This is a genomic window from Meridianimarinicoccus marinus (genome assembly GCF_040689105.1).
Taxonomy (GTDB): domain Bacteria; phylum Pseudomonadota; class Alphaproteobacteria; order Rhodobacterales; family Rhodobacteraceae; genus Meridianimarinicoccus; species Meridianimarinicoccus marinus.
The window spans coordinates 93,095-112,542 of the sequence record NZ_JBFBVU010000008.1 but is presented as its reverse complement, the minus strand read 5'-3'; the positions used below and the strand labels follow the sequence as shown (position 1 = coordinate 112,542).

The 19,448-nt window shown below is 66.0% G+C and carries 14 protein-coding genes and 1 pseudogene; 9 read left to right on the top strand and 6 right to left on the bottom strand.

Going from position 1 to position 19,448, the window contains the following annotated elements; all coding sequences use genetic code 11:
- Positions 1 to 2: 2 nt before the first annotated feature.
- Entirely contained in the window at positions 3 to 1,046 is a 1,044-nt protein-coding gene (locus tag AB0T83_RS08665) for an ABC transporter permease (RefSeq protein WP_366192632.1), read from the bottom strand.
- A gap of 95 nt (positions 1,047 to 1,141) precedes the next feature.
- Entirely contained in the window at positions 1,142 to 2,113 is a 972-nt protein-coding gene (locus AB0T83_RS08660; protein ID WP_366192631.1) for a glycine betaine ABC transporter substrate-binding protein, read from the bottom strand.
- Positions 2,114 to 2,465: 352 nt separating this feature from the next.
- Between AB0T83_RS08660 and AB0T83_RS08655 the strand changes: the two genes are divergently transcribed.
- The 8 genes from AB0T83_RS08655 (at position 2,466) to AB0T83_RS08620 (ending at position 13,859) form a co-directional block, all read left to right on the top strand.
- Positions 2,466 to 3,611, top strand: a complete 1,146-nt coding sequence (locus tag AB0T83_RS08655) for an acyl-CoA dehydrogenase family protein (protein ID WP_366192630.1) — start codon at positions 2,466 to 2,468, stop codon at positions 3,609 to 3,611.
- On the top strand, positions 3,611 to 4,660 hold the full coding sequence (locus AB0T83_RS08650; RefSeq protein ID WP_366192629.1) for an enoyl-CoA hydratase/isomerase family protein: 1,050 nt from the start codon (positions 3,611 to 3,613) through the stop codon (positions 4,658 to 4,660). Before AB0T83_RS08655 ends, AB0T83_RS08650 begins: the two co-directional genes overlap by 1 nt.
- Positions 4,657 to 5,535, top strand: a complete 879-nt coding sequence (gene mmsB / locus AB0T83_RS08645; RefSeq protein ID WP_366192628.1) for a 3-hydroxyisobutyrate dehydrogenase — start codon at positions 4,657 to 4,659, stop codon at positions 5,533 to 5,535. The genes AB0T83_RS08650 and mmsB overlap by 4 nt, the downstream gene beginning before the upstream one ends.
- 157 nt (positions 5,536 to 5,692) lie before the next feature.
- Positions 5,693 to 6,571 (top strand): SMP-30/gluconolactonase/LRE family protein, encoded by an 879-nt coding sequence (locus AB0T83_RS08640; RefSeq protein WP_366192627.1) that lies wholly within the window; start codon positions 5,693 to 5,695, stop codon positions 6,569 to 6,571.
- A gap of 138 nt (positions 6,572 to 6,709) precedes the next feature.
- Positions 6,710 to 10,027, top strand: a complete 3,318-nt coding sequence (locus tag AB0T83_RS08635) for a DUF8508 domain-containing protein (protein ID WP_366192626.1) — start codon at positions 6,710 to 6,712, stop codon at positions 10,025 to 10,027.
- Between the two features lie 132 nt (positions 10,028 to 10,159).
- Positions 10,160 to 10,927 (top strand): hypothetical protein, encoded by a 768-nt coding sequence (locus tag AB0T83_RS08630; RefSeq protein ID WP_366192625.1) that lies wholly within the window; start codon positions 10,160 to 10,162, stop codon positions 10,925 to 10,927.
- Positions 10,928 to 10,957: 30 nt separating this feature from the next.
- Entirely contained in the window at positions 10,958 to 12,064 is a 1,107-nt protein-coding gene (locus AB0T83_RS08625) for a helix-turn-helix domain-containing protein (protein WP_366192624.1), read from the top strand.
- Positions 12,065 to 12,287: 223 nt separating this feature from the next.
- Entirely contained in the window at positions 12,288 to 13,859 is a 1,572-nt protein-coding gene (locus tag AB0T83_RS08620) for an inorganic phosphate transporter (protein ID WP_366192623.1), read from the top strand.
- Between the two features lie 7 nt (positions 13,860 to 13,866).
- Here the strand turns inward: AB0T83_RS08620 and AB0T83_RS08615 are convergent, their stop codons facing one another.
- Positions 13,867 to 14,625 (bottom strand): NAD(P)-binding domain-containing protein, encoded by a 759-nt coding sequence (locus tag AB0T83_RS08615; RefSeq protein ID WP_366192622.1) that lies wholly within the window; start codon positions 14,623 to 14,625, stop codon positions 13,867 to 13,869.
- A gap of 76 nt (positions 14,626 to 14,701) precedes the next feature.
- Between AB0T83_RS08615 and AB0T83_RS08610 the strand changes: the two genes are divergently transcribed.
- Positions 14,702 to 15,865: a pyridoxal phosphate-dependent aminotransferase gene (locus AB0T83_RS08610; protein WP_366192621.1), complete on the top strand. Its 1,164-nt coding sequence runs from the start codon at positions 14,702 to 14,704 to the stop codon at positions 15,863 to 15,865.
- A 153-nt stretch (positions 15,866 to 16,018) separates the two neighbouring features.
- Here AB0T83_RS08610 and AB0T83_RS08605 read toward each other — a convergent pair.
- The 3 genes and pseudogenes from AB0T83_RS08605 to AB0T83_RS08595 form a co-directional block, all read right to left on the bottom strand.
- A pseudogene (locus AB0T83_RS08605) lies at positions 16,019 to 16,864 on the bottom strand (fumarylacetoacetate hydrolase family protein).
- Positions 16,865 to 16,901: 37 nt separating this feature from the next.
- The gene (locus AB0T83_RS08600; RefSeq protein WP_366192620.1) at positions 16,902 to 17,639 is read right to left on the bottom strand and encodes an SDR family oxidoreductase; all 738 of its coding nucleotides are present in this window, start codon (positions 17,637 to 17,639) and stop codon (positions 16,902 to 16,904) included.
- Positions 17,640 to 17,664: 25 nt separating this feature from the next.
- The gene (locus AB0T83_RS08595) at positions 17,665 to 19,446 is read right to left on the bottom strand and encodes an IlvD/Edd family dehydratase (RefSeq protein WP_366192619.1); all 1,782 of its coding nucleotides are present in this window, start codon (positions 19,444 to 19,446) and stop codon (positions 17,665 to 17,667) included.
- Positions 19,447 to 19,448: the final 2 nt, after the last annotated feature.

Below are 19,448 nucleotides of genomic sequence, written 5' to 3'. Positions count from 1 at the left end.
CCTCACGCCTTGGTGGATGCGTTGATGCGGCTGAGCGCCGCCTTGGTGGTGCGGTCCAGGACCACGGCGAGCAGCACGATGCCGAAGCCCGAGACAAGGCCGACGCCCAGTTCCAGGTTGCGGATGCCGCGCAGGACCAGAACGCCCAGACCCGGTGCCGAGACCAGCGAGGCGATGACGACCATGGCGAGGCTCATCATGATGGTCTGGTTGACGCCGGCCATGATGTTGGGCAACGCCAGCGGGATCTGCACGCCCCACAGCTTCTGCCGGTCGGTCATGCCGTAGGCGTCGGCGGCCTCGATCACGTCCTGATCGACCAGGCGGATGCCGAGGTCGGTCAGGCGGATCACCGGGACGATGGCGTAAAGGATGATGGCGATGCCATAGAGCTTGGATTCCGTCACCGAGAACAGGAAGATCAGCGGGATCAGGTAGACGAAGGTGGGCAGCGTCTGCAGCATGTCGAGGATCGGGATGTTGATCTTCTGATAGGTGTCGTGCCGGGCCATCAGGATGCCTATGGGGACCCCTAGGAGCACGCTGATGATGGTGCAGACGAAGATGATGGACAGCGTCTGGATCGCGTAGTCGTAGTGGTCGATGAAGGCGAGAAACAGGAAGGAGACCGCCACGAAGGCGGTGATCGACAGGCTGCGGCAGGCGTAATAGGTCAGGACCAGCAGCGCCGGGATGATGATGAACCAGGGCACCGCCTCGAAAAAGGCGAGGGAGCCGTCCAACGCCCAGGACAGCGGCTGGGTCAGCGGGTCGAGCACCACCTTGAGCGGATCCTTGATGGCCAGGAAGGCGTTTTCGACGCCGGTGGTCATGTCGCGGGTTTGCGAGATCGCCGGGCAGGCTTCGTGCAGCACGTCAAGCGAGGGAAACGGGGTTTCCAGAAGCGGGGTGGGGGCGGCGTCGGCGTCGTTTTCGCCGGAGGCCTGTGCCAGAAGCTGGGCCATCGACATGGGACCGTCGGTGGCGTCCTTGTCGCACCAGTCGCGCAGACCGAGGCTGTCAATCAGCCCGTCATAGAATGCCATTGGTAGATTGTCCTTTGTTGCGGTCGGAAAGGCCGGGGCAGGGCCCGGAACGGAAAAAGGGGCGCCGGTGAGGGCGCCCCTTGCATCCGATGGCCTTACTGGATCAGGGCGGCCAGCTTTTCGCGGGCGGCGTCGTTGACCCACTGCGACCAGACGTCGGACTGGGTGGTCAGGAAGTAGACCGCGGCCTCTTCGCTGGAGGCCTGGTTTTCCTCGGCCCAGGCCAGGATCTCGCCCATCTGCGCGTTGGTGAACGACACTTTCGACATCAGGTCATGCAGTTCGGGATACGTCTCGGCGAAATCGGTGGTGACCACGGTTTTCACCGGACCCACCGGATAGGTGGTCTTTTCGTCGGTCAGACACTCCGGATCGGCATAGCATTTGAACACGTCGGGCTTGTGTTCGACGCCGAAGTCGACCTTGACCATCGGGTATTTGCCCAGGATCGAGGTCGGCGCCCAATAGTAGCCCAGCCAGGGTTCGTTGCTTTCGAAGGCGGCCGCGATCGAGGTCGCCATGGTCTCGCCCGAGCCGTGCTGGAAGATCTCGATGCCGGCGTCTTCCACGTTCCAGGCGTTGATATGCGCCAGGTTGGTGTTCTTGCAGCCCCAGCCGTCCGGGCACTGGTGGAAGCGGCCGCCGACCAGGTCGGGGTTGGCCAGGACGCCTTCGATGGTGGCCAGTTCGGGGTGTTCGTCCACAAGGTACTGCGGCACCCACCAGCCTTCGATGCCGCCGTCCGACAGCACGTCGGCGATGGTCAGGATCTTGCCCTCGGCCGAGAGGTCGTCATAGGCGGGGGTGCCGTTGATCCACAGTTCGGTGACGATCTCGGGGGTGCCGGTTTCGGCCACCGAGATCAGCGCCGGGGTGGTCGAGGAGGGTACCGTGACCACCTTGCAGCCATAGCCCTGTTCCATCAGGAACTTGGACACATGGGTCACAACGGCCGAGGAGGCCCAGTTCATTTCGGTGATTGTCACTTCGCCGCAGTCTGCATGGGCCGCGCTGGCCAGCCCGGTTGCAGCGAGCAGTGTAAGCAGGGTTGTCTTGGTTCTGGTCATGTAACTTCCTCTGTTGGTTTTTTCCCAGTCAGGCATTTGGCGCCCGATCAGGTAGGTTCATAAACGACATCGTCATGTCGTAAAAGGACATAGGGCATCACGTTAAGACAGGCCGCGTACAAAAGCCGCTTGAAAATCCTTGGTTTTTCCCCATTGCCGGGAAGTATGCCACTAGCAACGCGGGTCTCAAGGATAATTCCGATAGGGGCGTCGGCAGCCGGGGCGGGGCGCGCGAAGTGTCGCGGGCCGCTATAATCGCGAGTGTTTGTGAGGATTCGCCGCCAAGAAGGCGTTTGACAGCGATTAATTGAACGGCTGTATATAAACGCGCACGGCAATGGAGGCGGCAGTCATGGATTTTTCGCTCAGCGAGGAACAGCAGGCTATTTTCGACATGGCGCGGGAGTTCGGCGCCGAGCGTATCGCGCCGCAGGCGCGGGACTGGGAAGCCGACGGCACCATCCCCAGGGACCTGTGGCCGGAACTGGCCGCGCTTGGCTTTGGCGGGTTGTATGTTTCGGAAGATCAGGGTGGGTCGGGCCTGACGCGGCTGGATGCAACGCTGGTGTTCGAGGCGCTGTCGATGGCCTGCCCGTCGGTGGCGGCTTTCCTGTCGATCCACAACATGTGCGCCGCGATGATCGACAAGTTCGGCAGCGACGAGATGAAGGCGCGGGTCCTGCCCAAGGCGCTGACCATGGACACCGTGTTGAGCTATTGCCTGACCGAACCGGGGTCGGGGTCGGATGCTGCCGCGCTGAAGACGCGGGCGGAGAAGACCGATCAGGGATACCGGGTGACCGGCACCAAGGCCTTCATCTCGGGCGGTGGCTATTCGGATGCCTATATCGTTATGTGCCGCACCGGCGAGGCCGGGCCGAAGGGCATCTCGACGGTGCTGATCGAGGACGGCGCCGAGGGGCTGAGTTTCGGCGGGCTGGAAGACAAGATGGGGTGGCGCAGCCAGCCGACGCGGCAGGTGCAGATGGATGATGTGGCGGTGCCCGCGCACAACCTGCTGGGCGAGGAGGGCAAGGGCTTTCGCTATGCCATGGCCGGGCTGGACGGCGGGCGGCTGAACATTTCGGCCTGCAGCATCGGCGGGGCGCAGGCGGCGCTGGACGCGACACTGGCCTATATGGGCGAGCGCAAGGCCTTCGGCAAATCCATCGACCAGTTCCAGGCGTTGCAGTTCCGGCTGGCCGACATGGAGATCGAGTTGCAGGCGGCGCGCACCTTCCTGCGGCAGGCGGCGTGGAAGCTGGACAGCGGCGCGCCCGATGCCAGCAAGTTCTGCGCCATGGCCAAGCGACTGGTGACCGAGACCGGAAGCCGGGTCGCCGACCAGTGTCTTCAGTTGCACGGCGGCTATGGCTATCTGGCCGATTATGGGATTGAAAAGCTGGTACGCGATTTGCGGGTGCACCAGATCCTGGAAGGCACCAACGAGATCATGCGCGTGATCGTCGCGCGGCAACTTCTGGAGGCACGCGGCTGATGGCCGACATCGAGATCCGGGTCGAGGGCAAGGTCGGGCGCATGACCTTCAACCGGCCCAAGGCGCTGAACGCGCTGACCTATGACATGTGTCTGGCGGTCGAGGACGCTCTGGACGCCTGGCGCGAGGATGACGCCGTGGCGCTGGTGCTGATCGACGCCGCGGGCGACCGCGCCTTCTGTGCCGGCGGCGACATTCAAGAAATGTACGACACCGGGCGGGCCGGGGATTTCGCCTATGGCCGCAGGTTCTGGCGTGACGAATACCGCATGAACGCCAAGATGTACGAATACCCCAAGCCCGTGGTCAGCCTGATGCAGGGGTTCACCATGGGCGGCGGGGTCGGGGTTGGCTGCCATGCCTCGCACCGGGTGGTGGGCGAAACCAGCCAGGTCGCCATGCCCGAGGTCGGCATCGGGCTGGTGCCGGATGTGGGCGGCTCGATGATCCTGGCCAATGCGCCGGGGCGGCTGGGCGAATACCTGGGCACCACGGCCACGCGCATGGGCCCGGCGGATGCGATCCTTGCAGGCTTTGCCGATGTTTTCGTGCCGCAGGACCGCTGGCCCGATCTGGTGGCCGCCCTGTTGGATGCCGGCGATGTCGCCGTGCTGGACGATTTCGGGACCGAGGCCCCCGAGGGCACGCTGGCCGCGCAGATGGATCAGATCAACGCCCATTTCGGCGGCGAGACCATCGGCGACATCAAGCGGTCGCTGGTGGCCGATGGCGGTGCCTGGGCCGCCGGGGCGCTGAAGGCGGTGGAACGAAACTCGCCGCTGGCCGTGGCCTGTGCGGTGGAAATGGTGCATCGTCTGCGCGGTGTGGGCGACATCCGCCGGGCGCTGGATCTGGAATACCGCTTTACCCATCGCGCGATGGAGCACGGCGATTTCATCGAAGGCATCCGCGCGGCGATCATCGACAAGGATCGCACCCCGCGCTGGCGTCATGAGGGGATCGACGCCGTGGGCGGGTTGGACGTGGTGCGGATGCTGATGCCGCTGGGCAAGGATGCCCTGACATTCGAAAAGGAAGAGATGGCATGAAAATCGGGTTCATTGGCCTTGGAAACATGGGCGCGCCGATGGCGGCCAATCTGATGAAGGCAGGCCACGCGGTGACCGGCTTTGACCTTGTGGCCGACATGCCGGACGGCGTGGCAAAGGCCGAAAGTGCCGCCGCCGCCGCCGAGGGGCAGGAGGTGGTCATCACCATGCTGCCCAATGGCGCCATCCTGCGCGCCGTGGCCGACGAGGTTCTGCCGGGCATGGCGGCAGGCTCGGTGCTGCTGGATTGCTCGACCGTGGACGTGGACAGCGCCCGCGCCGTGGCCGAACAGGCCGAGGCCAAGGGCGTGCTGGCACTGGACGCGCCGGTCTCGGGCGGCATCGGGGGTGCGGCGGCCGGTACGCTGACCTTCATGGTCGGCGGCAAAGACGCGGCCTTCGCCATCGCCGCGCCGCTGTTCGACATCATGGGCCAGAAGGCCGTGCATTGCGGCGCCTCGGGTGCCGGGCAGGCCGCCAAGATCTGCAACAACATGATCCTGGGCGCCACCATGGCGGTGACCTGCGAGGCCTTCGCGCTGGCCGACAAGCTTGGGCTGGACCGGGGCAAGATGTTCGATGTGGTCTCGACCTCCTCGGGCTACAGCTGGTCAATGAACGCCTATTGCCCGGCGCCGGGGGTGGGTCCGCAGTCGCCGGCGGACAATGACTACAAGCCCGGATTCGCGGCCGAATTGATGCTGAAGGATCTTCGACTCAGCCAGCAGGCCGCCGAGGCGGTGGACGCCGACACCCCCATGGGCCAGCGCGCGACCGAGCTATATGATGCATTTGTCACACATGAAAACGGTCAAGGGCTTGATTTCTCGGCGCTTCTGCCGCGTTTTGCGGCGAAGGGGCGCGATCGGGGCTAGGTTGACAGAACCCCGGCGCGGGGTATTTGTTCCGGCAGGGTCAGGGGGCTATCCTTGATTCACAGGAAACAGCGCGGAACACCCGATTGGCCAGACTGCAGATCATGACTTCGCGGGCATCGGCCCTGGGATCAGCGCGTTCCGGGGGGTGGCTGCCATGAGTGAACCGCTGCACGCGCGCCTGCTGGTGGACTGCGAGGCCGGGCTGGGCGAGGGGGTGCAATGGCACCGCCAGACCCGCCGGGTCTATTGGACCGATATCGAGGGCAACACCCTGTGGTCGGCCGCCGAAACCGGCGAGGCGGTGCGGCAGGTGGCGCTGGACGCTCCGTTGTGCGCTTTCGCCTTCACCCCGGATGGCAACATGCTGGCGGGGTTCGCGGATGCGCTGTGCTGGCTGGACCCGCGCTCCGGTGTGCGCCGGGTGATCGAGCCCTATATGCCCGACGACCCCGACACCCGGATGAACGACGGCGGGCTGGACCGGCAGGGCCGGTTCATCATCGGCGGCATCCACACCCCCGGCATGGCGCCGGTCACCCCGGTCTGGTCGGTCAGCCGGGGCCGGGTGCACACGATCCTGACCGGGGTCGGCTGCGCCAATTCCACCGCCTTTTCGCCCGACGGCACGCGGATGTATTTCGCCGACAGCCGTGGCCCCGACATCCTGGCCTATGACTATGACACGGTGACCGGAACCCCGCGCGACCCGCGCATTTTCGCGACGCTGGAGCCGGGCGAGGGCGTACCCAATGGTGCCTGCGTGGATGCCGAGGGGGCGCTGTGGAGCGCGGCTTTCGGCGGCGGAATGGTGCAACGCTGGCTGCCGGACGGGGGTCGTGACATGACGGTGCGGGTGCCGGTGCCGAATGTGACCTGCTGTGCCATTGGCGGCATGAAGATGCAGCGGCTGTTCATCACCACCGCCCGGATCGGCATGCGCGCCGAGGATCTGGAAAAGACCCCCGAGGCCGGCGGGCTGTACGCGGTGGATATCCCGGTCAAGGGAATGCCCACGGGCACCTATCGCCGCTGATCGGGTTTTGGCGGCACGCCGGTGCCGTGTGGAAAACTTCACGCGAAATCTTCACAGAAGGTTAAAATTGCGGTCATAGTGACGGCACAGCACTAATGAATGTCACCGGCAGACCAATTGCCCTTGAGGAGATTCACGATGCCAACCGTTCTGATCAACGAAATTGAACCCAACCCTTTCGGCAGCGACCCGGCCAATGTGATGGTCGAGATCCTGGGCACGCCGGGCAGCAGTTTCTCCGGTTTTCTTTATTCGATCGAAGCTGATTTTGCCTTGCCGCAATCCGTTGACCGGAAAGCCGCCATCTCGGGCACCTTCGATGTGAACGGCCTGCTGAGCGTCAGCATCCCGGATCTGGAAAATCCCAGCTTCACGCTGGTGCTGACCGACGCCACGGCCACAGCCAATGTCGGGGACAGCTATACCGGGGCCAATGCGTCGATCTTTGGCAATGTGCTGGACGCCATCGGCATGCCCGACAGCACCGCCGATGAAGCCTTCGTGCAGGGCGCGGCCCTGGGCGGGGCGGATTTCGCCTATACAGGCGATGAGCCCAAGCTGATCTTCCGCGATGGCGTGTCGCGCGCGTGGTTCGCGGTCAACGACCCCGACTTTGGCGAAGTCATCGACATCGACGGCAATTCGGTTGACCCCAGCCTGTTCGACGTCAGCCCGCTGGTCGGCACCACCTTCGGCACACCCAACCCGACACAGGGCACCGGCGGCATCGCCATCATCAACGAGATCGAGCCCAATCCTTTCGGCAGCGACCCGGCCACCGCATCGGTCGAACTCAAGGGGGTGGCGGGCGCCAGTTTCTCGGGTTTCCTGTATTCGATCGAGGCCGACAGTGGGTTGCCGCAGTCGGTCGACCGCAAGGCCGCGATTTCCGGCACGTTTGACGGCAACGGCCTGCTGACCGTCAGCATTCCCGATCTGGAAAACCCCAGCTTCACGCTGGTGCTGAGCGATGACACCGCCACGGCCAATGTCGGGGACAGTTTCACCGGCGCCAATGCGTCGATCTTCGGCAATGTTCTGGACGCCATCGGCGTGCCCGACAGTGCCGCTGACGAGGCCTTTGTGCAAGGCGCGGCCCTGGGCGGGGCGGACTTTACCTATACCGGGGATGAGCCCAAGCTGATCTTCCGCGATGGCACCACCGACGACTGGTACGCGCTGAACGACCCCGATGGCGGCGATGTGATCGCGCTGGATGGCACGGTTCTGTCCGGGTCGGACTTTGACAGCAATCCGACTTCGGCCATCAACAGTTTCGGCGGGGTCAATCCCAGCTACACCGGCGGCGGCGGCACCGGGCCGGTCGTGACCGCGATCTACGACATCCAGGGTAAGGCCCATACCTCCCCCATCGTGGGGGCGGCGGTGATGACCTCGGGCATCGTGACGGCGGTGGACACCAACGGGTTCTACCTGCAGGACGCGGCGGGCGATGGCGATGTGGCGACCTCGGATGCGCTGTTCGTCTTTACCGGCAGCGCGCCGGGGGTCTCGGTCGGCGATGCGCTGAACGTTTCGGGCACGGTATCAGAATTCACGCCGGGCGGCAGCGGGTCGGGCAACCTGTCCACCACGCAACTGTCCAGCCCGTCGATCACCCTGCAAAGCAGCGGCAATGTGCTGCCCGCTGCCACGGTGATCGGGCAGGGCGGACGGGTGCCGGTGACCGGCACCTTCGACGACGACGCCTTTGGCAGCTTCGACCCGGATCAGGATGGCATCGACTTCTTCGAAAGCCTGGAGGGCATGCTGGTCACCGCGCAGGATCTGCTGGCGGTCAGCGGCACCAACCGCTTCGGCGAGATCTTCGCCGTGGTCGATCAGGGGGCCGGTGCCACCGGGCTGAGCGCGCGTGATACGCTGAACATCGCCGCCGATGACTTCAACCCCGAGAAGATCCAGATCGACGAGGACAGCGGCATCTTCAGTTTCGCCTTCCCGCAGGTCGACACCGGCGCGCTGCTGGGCGATGTGACCGGGGTCATGGGCTATGGCTTCGGCAATTTCGAGATCTACCCGACCGCCGATTTCACCCCGCAGATCACCGCGTCGGGGCTGACGGCAGAAACCACGTCGCTGACCGGATCGGAAGACCAGTTGACGGTGGCCAGCTACAACGTGCTGAACCTCGATCCCGAGGACACCGATGGCGATGCCGATGTGGCCGACGGTCGGTTCGACGCCATCGCGGCACAGATCGTGGCCAACCTGGGCGCGCCCGACATCATCGGTCTGCAGGAGGTGCAGGACAACAACGGCACCCTGGGCGGCACCGGCACCGGGGTGACCTCGGCCGATGTGACCTTGCAGATGCTGGTGGATGCAATCACCGCGGCGGGCGGGCCGACCTACAGCTTCATCGACAACACCTTCATCGGCGAGGATCAGTCCGGCGGCTTCCCGGGTGGCAACATCCGCACCGCCTTCCTGTACAAAGACGCGCGGGTTGATCTGGTGGCGGGTTCGGTGCAGGCGGTGGGCAGCCAGGCGCCGGGGCAGACCTTTGACGGGGCGCGGCTGCCGCTGGCCGCCGATTTCACCTTCAACGGTGAAACCGTGACCGTGGTGAACAACCACCTGTCGTCCAAGGGCGGCTCCGCCCCGATCATGGGCACCTCGCAGGATTTTGCGGCGCGGCAGGAGGACATCACCGTCAACGGCTCGCTCGACGAACGCCGGGCGCAGGCGCAGGAGGTCAATGATTTCGTCGACACCGTGCTGGCGGGCGATCCGGCGGCCCATGTTTTGGTTCTGGGCGACATGAACGAGTTCGAGTTCATCTCGCCGCTGAAGATCATCGAAGGCAGCCAGACGCTGGATGCGGGCGATCCCGCCAAGGATCCGATCGATGTGCCCGAGCAGGTGCTGTACAACCTGACCGAGACCCTGCCCGAGGTCGAACGCTACAGCTATGGCTTCCAGGGCAACAGCCAGTCGCTGGACCACATCCTTGTCAGCGGCGGCTTGCAGGCGGGGGCCGAGTTCGACGCGGTGCATGTGAATTCGGAGTTCGCCGAAACATCGGCGCGGGCGTCGGACCATGATCCGCTGGTGGCGCGGCTGACCATTGCCAATGCCACGCCGCTGAACCTGGCGGGCTGGCGGCAGGATGACACCCTGCAGGGCGGCGCGGGCGACGACACCGTGCGGCTGCGGTTCGGACAGGACACCGCCACCGGCAACGAAGGCGCCGATACTTTCGTCTTCGATGCCCGGCGGATGCAGGATGGCGATGCCCATGTGGTGACCGATCTGGACTTCGCGCAGGCCGACCGGTTGCAGTTCAACTTTTTCGGCCCGACCAAGGTGTTCGCCACATCGGCCGCCGAGTTGCTGGCGCTGGACAGCGAGGACTGGATCGACGTCAGCGCGGCGGGCGGCGGCTATGCCATCACGCTGTACAACGGTGCCGAGGAAGTCAGCGTTCTGGTCTGATCGTCGGAGCTGAGCAGCCGCGGGGGCGAGATCCCCGCGGTTTCTTCGCGCCTTGGCGGGCGGATTAACCCTGTTGCAAGACTGGCGGTTCTATCTCTGTTCCCAACCGAACCGCAGATGGGAGCATTGATCGTGCCACAGTTTCTTCGCCCGGCCGGGGGCCGGATCCTTTCATGTCTGGCCGCGGGGCTGCTGGCCCTGTCGCTTGGCGGGCCGCCCGCCCGTGCCGGAACCTTGACCGTCATGGGCGACGTGAACGCCGGGGTCGAGGCCAACCAGCCGATGTTCGACAATCTGCTGGGGCGTGGCACCACGGTGGTGATCTCGCGCGAGCGGGCGCAACTGGGCCGGTTGCAGGACCACATCAACGCCCAGCCGGGCCAGACCGCGACGGTTGTGGCCGGGTCGGTGACCTCGGCGCTGCTGGCGGGGGTCGATCTGCTGATCCTGACCGCCTTCTACAATGCGCCACTTGCCTATTCCGTGACCGAGCAGGGGGCGATCCACGACTTTCTCTTCGACACCGGCAATGTGATCGTGGTGGCCGAGGCGTCGACGTCGTCGGTGCTGACCGGCTACAATGCCTTGCTGGCCGGGATCGGCGCCACGATCTCCTACACCGGCACGCGTTACGACGATTTTGGCACGGTGACCGGTCTGCCCAACCTGCCGGTGACGCAGGGCGTAACCAGCTTCGCGCTGAACCGCTACAACGGGTTGTCGGGCGGAACCGCCGTGGTGCAGACCGTGCTGGGCACCGCGGTGGCGCAGCAGCGGCTGGGCATCACCGCGCCGGTACCGCTGCCCGCGACGGCGCTGGGGCTAGGCGGGGCGCTGGCGCTGCTGTGGCCGCTGGGCTGGCTGCGGCGCATGCGTGGGACGATGCGCGGCAGGCGTTGAACTCCGCCGCCCGCGTCGTAAGGTGGGGGCATGACCCTGCCCCCCGATCCCGACGCGCCGATCCCGGACGATCTGACCCCTGCCAGCCCCTATGACGACGGCGAGGTTGAGGAGGACGAGCTGTGGTTCATGCCGGCGCCGCTGGATGAAGATCCCGCCGACATGCCCTGGGCCGCGCCGCGCCATGCGGGCCCGGACCTGCGGGCCGCAACCTGGGCGCAGGCGCAGGCGGACCTGTCGGCACCGCTGGCCCGCGCCGCCCTGGCGCTGGGGGCGCTGGACGAACGCGTGCGGATCGGCCCCGGCGGGCTGCGGCAACGGCTGATCTGCTCGGAGGTGGCCGAGTTGTGCTGGCATCTGGGCGACCGGGTGACGGTGGACCGCTTGGCGCTTTACCTGGTGCTGCGGCTGGCCGCGGTGGGCGAGGATGCCTCGGTGCTGGCGCGCGCGGCCTGGGCGGTGCGGCGGCTGGATCGCGGCGGTGACCTGCAGGCCGATCTTGAGGATCTGCCCGGCTTTCTGGGCCGCGCCCGGCGCGACGACAGTCTCGACATCGATCTGAGCGTACGGCCCATGGGCGCCGAATTCGACGCGCTGGCGCAGGATTGGCGCACCGAGGTCGACAGCGGCCAGGGCTTGCATCCGCTGACCCGCGCGGCGCTGGCCTGGCACGGCTGGCGGCGGCGCGGATTGTCGGGGGAAAGCGCGCAACTGGAAGGCGCGGTGATGGCGGCCCGGCTGGGCGGGCAGGTGCTGCGCGCCGGCGGGCTGGGTTTCGTGCCGCTGGCCATGGGCAGTGGCAGCGCGCTGACCGGGGTCGGCGATGCCCGCGACCGGCTGGCGGCCTGGCTGCGCGGCATCGAACAGGCCGCCCTGCGCGGGCTGATGGAGGCCGACCGGCTGAGCCGCTGGCAGGCGCTGGCCGTCGAACGCACCGCCACCATGTCGGGCCGAACGCCGAAACATCTTGTCCATGCCTTGATGGCCTGGCCGCTGGTCTCGGCCCCGATGCTGGAAAGCGAAACCGGCGCGTCGCGCGCCGCGGTGCAGCGCAACATGCTGCGGTTCGAGGACCTGGGACTGGTGCGCGAAGTCACCGGCCAGTCGCGGTTCCGGTTCTGGCGGCTGGAAATGTAGGTGCACCCCAGCGGGGCCGTCCCGACGTCCCCCCGCGCTGTCGCAAGAACATCGCAAATGTGTCGTATTATTGATACAACCGGCATCGCGCCGGGTGCGCAATGACACATCTCAAATCCATTTTGTGAGCGGTCTGCGTAAGGTCGCGCCGCAATGAGTCGATTCCGGCGCCGCGCCCCTGCCAGGGCCTGCCGGAGCGAAGGCGCTGACGGGGGTGTGGGCAGTGAAAATCAGAGACTTTCTGAAGATTGAAAGCGCGGCGGATCTCAGCCGTTCGGAGGTGGGCCGCCTGGGGACGGCGATCCTCTTCATCGTGGCGGTGATGATCTATGCCGGCACCAAGTTCGCGCATGTGGAGCAATCCTATCTGCTGGTCGCAGCAGCGGTGATCGGCGCCTATATGGCGCTGAACATCGGGGCCAACGACGTGGCCAACAACGTCGGCCCGGCGGTCGGCTCCTTCGCCCTGACCCTGACCGGCGCCATTGTCATCGCGGCGGTCTTCGAGGCCGCCGGCGCCATCATCGCTGGCGGCGACGTGGTCAAGACGGTCAAGAAGGGCATCATCGACCCGGCCGACATCCCGGATTCCATCACCTTTGTCTGGGTCATGATGGGGGCGCTGCTGGGCGCGGCCATCTGGCTGAACCTCGCCACCTGGTTGGGCGCGCCGGTCTCGACCACCCATTCGATCGTCGGCGGCGTCATGGGCGCCGGGATTGCCGCGGCGGGCTGGGACATCGTCAACTGGGACTCCATGGCCAAGATCGCGTTGAGCTGGGTGATCTCGCCGGTGACCGGCGGCATCATCGCGGCCCTGACGCTGTATAGTCTCAAGCGGCTGGTGTTCTTCAAGAATGACCCCCTGGAGGCGGCGAAATCCGTGGTGCCGGTGATGATCGCAATCATGGCCTGGGCCTTCACCACCTATCTGTGCCTGAAGGGGATCGCCAAGATCGTGTCGATTTCCTTCCCGATGGCGCTGCTGCTGGGACTGGTGGCCGCGCTGCTGACATGGGTTGTCGTGGCGCCGATGATCCGGCGCGCGGTGCCGAGGCTGACCCGCGACCGCGACGGCGTGAACCGGCTGTTCACCTTGCCGCTGATCTTTGCAGCCGCCCTGCTGAGCTTTGCCCATGGTGCCAATGACGTGGCGAACGCGGTGGGGCCTCTGGCCGGGATCGTGGATGTGCTGACCGAGGGCGAGGGCGGCAGCAGCGTGTCCATTCCGCTGTGGGTCATGGGCATCGGTGCGCTGGGGATCTCGGTCGGTCTTGCCCTGTTCGGGCCGAAACTGATCCGCACGGTCGGCTCCGAGATTACCGAACTGGACCGCTCGCGCGCCTTCTGCATCGCCCTGTCGGCGGCGATCACCGTCATCATCGCCAGCCAGCTGGGGATGCCGATTTCCTCGACCCATGTGGCGCTGGGGGCGGTGTTCGGTGTCGGTTTCCTGCGTGAGTTCCTGGAAAAGCGGATGCACAGCGTGGTCGAGAACGTTCTGGCCCAACACCGCGGAGACCCGCATTTCGACGAGGTCGAGCGGGTTCTGCGCGACTTCGAGAACATGCCGCCCGAAGCCAAGTCCGACCTCCTGGACCGGATGAAGCAGATGGGCGCCGAGGCGGTCATCACCAAGGCGCAGCGCAAGGAGTTGCGGCAGGCGCTGAAGCGGCAGCTGGTCAAACGCTCGTCGCTGCTGAAGATCGTGTCGGCCTGGATCATCACCGTACCGGTGGCGGCCTTTCTTGCGGGCCTGTTCTTCTACGCCCTGCGTGGCATGATGCTGCCCTAGACCGCGCCTAGCGGGTGGCCAGCCCCAACCGGGGCCGCAGCCCGTCCATGGCATCGATCAGGGTTTCGGGCGCCCCGGCCTGCGCCATCCGCGCCCGCAGGCTGGCGTTCAAGCCGCCTTCGGTGGACAGGCTTTCCAGCAGGCCCAGGAAGTGCTCGCCCGACCCATCGGGCGACATGTAGCCTTTGAACAGGGCGGCCACATAAGCCTCCGAACCGGCGGGGTCGCCGGTTTCCTCGGCCAGCCAGGCCGCGCCGAGGGCCAGCAACTCGAGCAGCGGGGCGCTGAGTGCGCTGGCGGCGAAATGGGCGTTCAGCGCGGCTTCGCTGTCCACCGGCAGGATCAGGTTGCGCGGCCCGAAGATCTCGCGCAGCGCCGCACTGTCGGGATGCACCGGCAGCGGGCAGCCGCCCTGCTCGATGAAGGGCATCGGGATGGTCAGGGCGATGTCCTTGGCCGGCGCACACAACCGGTGCAGATCGGCCAGCGGCACATCCACCATGACCGAGATCACCGCCTGATCCGCGTGCCAGGGCAGATCCGCCAGCACCTGCCGCGCCACCTTGGCCACGAGGCACAGGATCACCACCTCGCTGTGCACGATGACCTCGTCGTTGGGATGCACGGTGACATCGGGCAGGGTGGCCAGTTCCGCCGCCACCTCGGCGTTTCGGTCGCTGACGCGGAGGCGATGACCCTGCCCGGTCAGCGCGCGCACCATGCAAGCGGCAATCTCGCCGGTGCCCAGAAAGCCGATGGCGGCCATGGTCAATCTCCCCTTTTCCTTTGATCCAGAAGGGGGCATTGGTGGCGCGAACGCAAGACAGGAACGGGGCGACATCATGATCAAACTGGCACAAAGTGCTGCGCGGCTGGGCACCGAGTCGGCCTTCGAGGTTCTGGCACGGGCCAACAAGCTGGCCGCCGAGGGGCGCGACATCATCAACCTTGGCATCGGCCAGCCGGATTTCCGCACGCCCGAGCATATCGTGGAGGCCGGCATCAAGGCGCTGCGCGACGGCCATCACGGCTATACGCCCGCCAACGGCCTGCCGGTGCTGCGCGAGGCGGTGGCCGCCGATCTGCACCGCCGGCACGGCGCCGAGGTCGATCCCGATTGCGTGGTGGTGGTGCCCGGCGGCAAGCCAACCATGTTCTTCGCGGTGATGCTGCTGGGCGAGCCCGGCGCCGAAATCATGTATCCCAACCCCGGCTTTCCGATCTATGAAAGCGTGATCCGCTACTCCGGCGCGACCCCGGTGCCGATCGCGCTGGAGGAATCGCAGGGCTTTGCCTTTTCCGCCGAGACGGTGCTGGCGCAGATCACCCCGGCGACCCGGCTGATCATCATCAATTCGCCCGCCAACCCCACTGGCGGGGTCACGCCCAAGGCCGAGATCGACAAGCTGGTGGCCGGGCTGGCCGATTGGCCGGATGTGGTACTGATGTCGGACGAGATCTATTCCCAGATGCTGTATGGTGGCCGGTCGCATGTGAGCCTGCTGAGCTATCCCGAGATCCGCGACCGGCTGATCCTGTTGGACGGCTGGTCCAAGACCTATGCCATGACTGGCTGGCGGCTGGGCTTCGCGGTCTGGCCGAAAGCGATGGTGGATGCGGTGACGCGGCTGTGCATCAACGATCATTCCTGCGTCAATGCCTCGGCGCAATACGCGGGCCTTGCGGCGTTGACCGGACCGCAGGACGCGGTGCACGACATGGTGGCGAAATTCGACGAACGGCGGCAGGTGATCGTGGCCGGGCTGAACGCGCTGCCCGGCGTGCGCTGTGCCGATGCGGGCGGCGCCTTCTATGCCTTTCCCAACATCGAGGGCACCGGCCTGACTGCGCGCGAGGCGCAGGACCGGTTCCTGACCGAAGCCGGGGTGGCGACGGTGTCGGGCACCAGTTTCGGCAAGTTCGGCGAGGGGTTCGTGCGGTTTTCCTATGCCGCGAGCCTGGAGCAGATCACCGAGGCGTTGGCGCGGATCGGCAAGATCCTGTAGCCGCCCTGCGGGCGGATTTCATGCCTCCGGCGGGAGTACTTTTGACAAGAAAAAGGGGCGCCGTCTCGGACCCGCTCTGGGAGAGCGTTTCAGGCGCGAACGGGCGGCGCGTTTCCAGCGCCGTCCTATGCGATTGCGCGCAGCCCGGCGCGATCAGATCGGGGCAGTGATGGTCTGGCGTTGGCGGCCCAGGCCCTCGACTTCCAGTTCCATCACGTCGCCGGGTTTCAGGAACCGCGGCGGGGTCATCCCGGCACCGACGCCGGATGGCGTGCCGGTGGCGATGATGTCGCCGGGCATCAGCCGGCAGAAGCGCGAGATATAGGCGATGAGTTCGGCCACGGAGAAGATCATGTCCGCCGTGGTCGCCTCTTGCATCCGCTTGCCGTTGAGGTCGAGCGAGAGCGCCAGGGCCTGAGGGTCCGGCACCTCGTCGGCGGTGACCAGCCAGGGGCCGATGGGTCCATAGCCGGGGCCGGATTTGCCCTTGACCCAATTGCCGCCTCGCTACTTTTGCCAGGTGCGTTCCGAAATGTCGTTGACGGTGCAATAGGCGGCCACATGGCCGAGCGCCTTCTTCTCGGACACGTAATGCGTCTCTTTTCCGATGACGACGCCCAACTCGACCTCCCAGTCGGTGGTGTCACTGTCGCGCAGCAGGGCAACATCGTCGAAGGGGCCGCCCAGGGCCGAGGTTACCTTGTTGAAGACCACCGGTTCGGTGGGGACGTCCGAGCCGGTTTCGGCGGCATGGGCGGCGTAGTTCTTGCCGATGCACAGGAAATTGGGCACCCGGGCAAGGCAGGGCCCGAGGCGGCCGGGGGTTTCGACCAGCGGCAGGGCTGAAGATTTGAGATCGGTCAGATGCGACAGGGCCGCTTTTGACACATGCGTGCCTTCCAGATCAGGCAGGATGGTCGAGAGGTCGCGCACCTGGCCGTCGTCGTCCAGAAGTCCAGGGCGTTCCTGTCCCGGCGCGCCGTATCTGAGAAGTTTCATGCGGGGTCTCCTTGCTGGGCAGGCTGTCGGGCCAGCGTCAGCCGCGGCCGATATAGGGCATGGTGGTGGCCATCACGGTCATGAACTGCACGTTGGCGTCCAGCGGCAGGCTGGCCATGTGCAGCACCGAGCGGGCGACGTTGTCCACATCCATCAGCGGTTCGGCCTTGGGGTGGCCATCGGCCTGTTTCAGGGCCCCGGCCCTGGGGGCGATCATCTCGGTGCGGGCGTTGCCGATGTCGATCTGGCCGCAGGCGATGTTATGCGGGCGGCCATCCAGCGAGATCGACCGGGTCAGCCCGGTGATCGCATGTTTCGAGCAGGTATAGGGCGCCGAGCCCCAGCGCGGTACATGCGCCGAGATCGACCCGTTGTTGATGATCCGGCCCCCTTGGGGGGACTGGTCCTTCATCAGGCGGAAGGCGGCGTGGGCGCAGATGAAGCTGCCGGTGAGGTTGATGTCGATCAGGCGGCGGAAATCGGCGACCGAGAGATCCTCGAAGCTGGTGCCGATCAGCGAGACCCCGGCGTTGTTGAACAGCGCGTCGAGATGGCCCCAGTGCTGATGGGCGCGGGCGAAACTTGCCGCGACCGCGTCTTCGTCGGTGACATCGCAGGCCAGGACCAGCGCGGCCTCATGGCCGGCGGCGGCGTCTTCCAGGGTTGCGGCGGTGCGGCCCACGAGGCCGACCTTCCAGCCCGCGTTCAGAAAGGCGGTGGCGCAGGCCTTGCCGATGCCCCGGCCCGCACCGGTGATCAGGATGGTTCCGGTCATCTGTCGCTCCGATATCTTGGCTGGCCTAGTGATTGTCGCGCGGCAGGTCGCGGGCGACCTTGTGATAGGCGGTGGCCAGTTCCAGGCAGCCGCCCTCGGCCAATTGGCCCACATGGGTGCGGTAGATCTCTTGCCAAGGGGTCTGGTGGTGCAATTCGGGCGGGGTCCAGGCGGCGCGGCGGGCGGCCCAGTCTTCGTCGGACACCAGCGCGTTCAGGCTGGAGGTGTTGAGGTCCAGCCGCACCTTGTCGCCAGTCTGCAGCAGGGCCAGACCGCCGCCGACCACGCTTTCGGGGCTGGCGTTCAGGATCGAAGGGCTCTCCGAAGTGCCCGATTGTCGCCCGTCGCCCACCGTCGGCAGATGGTTGACGCCGGCCTGCACCAGCGCGTCGGGGGGCAGCATGTTGACCACCTCGGCCGAGCCGGGGTAGCCGACGCAGCCGACGCCCCGGATGAACAGGATGGTACGGTCGTCGATCTCCAGTGCCGGATCGTTGATCCGTTCGTGGTAATCCTCGGGGCCTTCGAAGACCACGGCGCGGGCTTCGAAGATGTTTTCCCGCCCCGGTTCGGAGAGGAAGCGCGCGCGGAAGTCCTTTGAAATCACGCTGGTCTTCATCAGGGCGCTGTCGAACAGGTTGCCCGACAGGACCAGAAAGCCCGCGTTTTCGCGCAGGGGGTTGTCGAAGGGGCGGATCACCTCGGTGTCGGTGCTGCGGGCCTTGCCCAGGGCCGCGGCCATGGTGGTTCCGGTGGCGGCCCGTGCATCCGCGTGCAGACGTCCGGCGGCCAGCAATTCGCCCATCACCGCCGGCACGCCACCGGCGCGGTAGAAGCGTTCGCCCAGATAGGCACCGGCGGGCTGCATGTTGACCAGCAGCGGGATGTCGAAGCCGACGGTTTCCCAGTCCTTCACGGTCAGCTCCACCCCGGCGTGGCGGGCGATGGCCTGAAGATGCGGCGGCGCGTTGGTCGAGCCGCCGATGGCCGCGTTGACCAGAATGGCGTTCTCGAAGCTTTCGCGGGTCAGGATGTCCGAGGGTTTGAGATCCTCCAGCACCATATCCACGGCCCGCCGCCCGGTTTCATAGGCCATGGCCATACGCTCGCGGAAGGGGGCGGGAATGGCCGCGTTGCCGGGCAGGGTCATGCCCAGGGCCTCGGCCATGGCGTTCATGGTGCTGGCGGTGCCCATGGTGTTGCAATGGCCCAGCGACGGCGCCGAAGCGCAGACCCGGCCCATGAATTCCTCGTAGTCGATGGCACCTTCGGCCAGCAGGCGGCGGCTTTCCCAGACAATGGTGCCGGACCCGGCCAGCTTGCCGTCCCACCAGCCGTCCAGCATCGGGCCGCCGTTCAGCGCGATGGCGGGCAGATCGGCAGTGGCCGCACCCATCAGCATCGCCGGTGTGGTCTTGTCGCAACCGGTGGTCAGCACCACCCCATCGATGGGATAGCCGTGCAGCACCTCGACCAGCGACAGATAGGCCAGGTTGCGATCCAGCGCGGCGGTGGGCCGCTTGCCGGTTTCCTGGATCGGGTGCACCGGGAATTCCATCGGGATGCCGCCCGCGTCGCGGATGCCCGCCTTAATGCGATCCATCAGGAAGACGTGGATCTTGTTGCAGGGGGCCAGGTCGCTGCCGGTCTGGGCGATGCCCACCACCGGGCGGTCGCCTTGCAATTCGCCGCGTGTGTATTCCTGGTTCAGATAGCGCTCGATATAAAGCGCGGTCATGCCGGGATTGTTGGGATTGTCAAACCACTCTTGCGAACGGAAACGGCGTTTGGCGCGGGTGTCGCTCATGG

What these genes read in the sequence shown, in the direction of transcription:
- AB0T83_RS08610 (WP_366192621.1), top strand. Translation starts at nt 14,702, where the DNA reads ATGATCAAACTGGCACAAAGTGCTGCGCGGCTGGGCACCGAGTCGGCC.
- AB0T83_RS08635 (WP_366192626.1), top strand. Translation starts at nt 6,710, where the DNA reads ATGCCAACCGTTCTGATCAACGAAATTGAACCCAACCCTTTCGGCAGC.
- AB0T83_RS08650 (WP_366192629.1), top strand. Translation starts at nt 3,611, where the DNA reads ATGGCCGACATCGAGATCCGGGTCGAGGGCAAGGTCGGGCGCATGACC.
- AB0T83_RS08600 (WP_366192620.1), bottom strand. Translation starts at nt 17,639, where the DNA reads ATGACCGGAACCATCCTGATCACCGGTGCGGGCCGGGGCATCGGCAAG.
- AB0T83_RS08595 (WP_366192619.1), bottom strand. Translation starts at nt 19,446, where the DNA reads ATGAGCGACACCCGCGCCAAACGCCGTTTCCGTTCGCAAGAGTGGTTT.
- AB0T83_RS08615 (WP_366192622.1), bottom strand. Translation starts at nt 14,625, where the DNA reads ATGGCCGCCATCGGCTTTCTGGGCACCGGCGAGATTGCCGCTTGCATG.
- AB0T83_RS08640 (WP_366192627.1), top strand. Translation starts at nt 5,693, where the DNA reads ATGAGTGAACCGCTGCACGCGCGCCTGCTGGTGGACTGCGAGGCCGGG.
- AB0T83_RS08625 (WP_366192624.1), top strand. Translation starts at nt 10,958, where the DNA reads ATGACCCTGCCCCCCGATCCCGACGCGCCGATCCCGGACGATCTGACC.
- mmsB (WP_366192628.1), top strand. Translation starts at nt 4,657, where the DNA reads ATGAAAATCGGGTTCATTGGCCTTGGAAACATGGGCGCGCCGATGGCG.
- AB0T83_RS08660 (WP_366192631.1), bottom strand. Translation starts at nt 2,113, where the DNA reads ATGACCAGAACCAAGACAACCCTGCTTACACTGCTCGCTGCAACCGGG.
- AB0T83_RS08665 (WP_366192632.1), bottom strand. Translation starts at nt 1,046, where the DNA reads ATGGCATTCTATGACGGGCTGATTGACAGCCTCGGTCTGCGCGACTGG.
- AB0T83_RS08655 (WP_366192630.1), top strand. Translation starts at nt 2,466, where the DNA reads ATGGATTTTTCGCTCAGCGAGGAACAGCAGGCTATTTTCGACATGGCG.